Below are 1,825 nucleotides of genomic sequence, written 5' to 3'. Positions count from 1 at the left end.
GGGCATGGACATGTCGGCGGCGGTGGCCAGCGCAGCGCTCAAACGCATAGAACAACAGCTCGGCGCCCGCTTGTTGGCCCGTTCGACCCGCAGCCTGCGCTTGACCGCCGAAGGCGAGGGCTTTCTCGAATACGCTCGCGCGGCCCTGAGCAATCTAGACGAGGGCCGGCGATTGCTGGCCAGTGGTCAGGACCAGGTCAGCGGGGTTCTGCAACTGTCGGCGCCATCGGACTTTGGCCGCAACCTGCTGCTGCCCTGGCTCGACGAGTTTCAACGCGAGCATCCGAAACTGACTGTGCGCCTGCTGCTGGGGGATCGCATCGCCGACCTGTTTCGCCAACCGGTAGACATTGCCCTGCGCTACGGTGAACCGGAGGATTCCAGCCTGGTGGCGTTGCCCATCGCCCCGCAGAACCGCCGGGTGTTGTGCGCAGCTCCCGGCTATCTGGCTCGTCATGGCGAGCCACGGCATCTTGAGCAACTGGCACAGCACAATTGCCTGTTGTACATGCTCGGCAGCCGGGTCCACGACCACTGGAGTTTTCACGACGGCAAACGCGAAGTCAGCCTGACCGTCAGCGGCGATCGTTTCAGTGACGATGCCGATGTCGTTCGCCTTTGGGCCGTGGCGGGCGCCGGGATCGCGTACAAGTCCTGGCTGGATGTCGCCGCCGATGTACTGGCCGGTCGCTTGAAGGTGCTGATGCCGGAGCTGCTCTGTGAGCGCGCACCGCTGAATCTGTTGTGCGCCCATCGCGCGCAATTGAGTAAGCCGGTGAACCTCTTGCGTGAAATGCTTGCCAGCCGATGTGAACTTTTGAGCAGTCAATTTCCAGGTTTTTCGGATATCGATCATTAGTCGCACGAAAAAAGAGAAATTTCTCTCAGGAACTATCAGCACCTACGCGGGGCGGAGGACAGGATCCCGCGACCAACCCGCATATACTAGCGCCCTCATCATGTAGGTAGCGTCGATCCCCCATTGGCGGGTCCACGTTCGAGTCGGTCCGGCTGCACGGTCATCCTTCTGGCCTTCGCAGTGTCGGCCAGGCAGCGCAAATGAGTGAGCAAGGCGTCGCCGGGTTTATGACAGTCTCCACGGATTGGCTGACGACACATTACTGGTCAAGATGTTTCTGGGCAGTAAACGAAACGATTCAACAGGGAGTGAATACATGGAACATGCACCTTGCATCAGCCAGATCGCCACATTGCTGGCTGACCCAAAGCGCAGCGCAATGATGTGGGCCTTGATCGACGGTTCGGCGCGAGCAACCGAAGAGTTGGCATTACTGGCCGGCCTGTCACCGTCTTCGGCCAGTGCACACCTGGGGCGTTTGTCCGCAGGAGGTCTGTTGAGGGTTGAAAACCGCGGTCGCAAACGCTTCTTCCGCCTGGCCGCGCCCGAGGTCGGGGCGGCAATCGAGGCACTGGCCAGCGCGACATTTGCCAGCGCACCCCAGAATATTCCGGACGTATTCAAGCGCAATTCGTCTCTGGCCAAACCCCGGGCGGTGCGTTCGCCATTGCTGAGTGCCCGACTGTGCGACGATCACTTGGGGGGCACCCTGTCCGCCGATCTGTATCAGCGACTGCTGGAGGCAGGCTGGATCGAACAGATTGATCAGCGGGTCACGGTCACGCTCAAGGGCGCGACTGGGTTGGCGGCACGGGGAGTGTTCATCCAGGCGCTGGCCCATCACAACGGCAGGGTTGCCTGCGCATGCCCTGACTGGAGCGAAAGACGCCCGCACATGGGTGGCTCGCTGGGCGCGGCATTGTTGCAGCTGTTCATGCAGTCGGGGTGGCTGAGCCTGCCCAACGA

Annotated in this window: 2 protein-coding genes; both read left to right on the top strand. The window is 61.5% G+C overall.

Annotation, left to right across the window (positions count from 1 at the left end; all coding sequences use genetic code 11):
* A partial coding sequence (locus ACXRVY_RS26975) for a LysR family transcriptional regulator (RefSeq protein ID WP_458238727.1) occupies positions 1–859 on the top strand: 859 nt, incomplete at its 5' end.
* Positions 860–1,175: 316 nt separating this feature from the next.
* The coding region (locus ACXRVY_RS26970; protein WP_458238726.1) for an ArsR/SmtB family transcription factor at positions 1,176–1,825 on the top strand (650 nt) is incomplete at its 3' end.

It is taken from the genome of Pseudomonas sp. P5_A2_2 (assembly GCF_054177685.1).
This window is presented reverse-complemented; position numbering and strand designations above follow the sequence as displayed.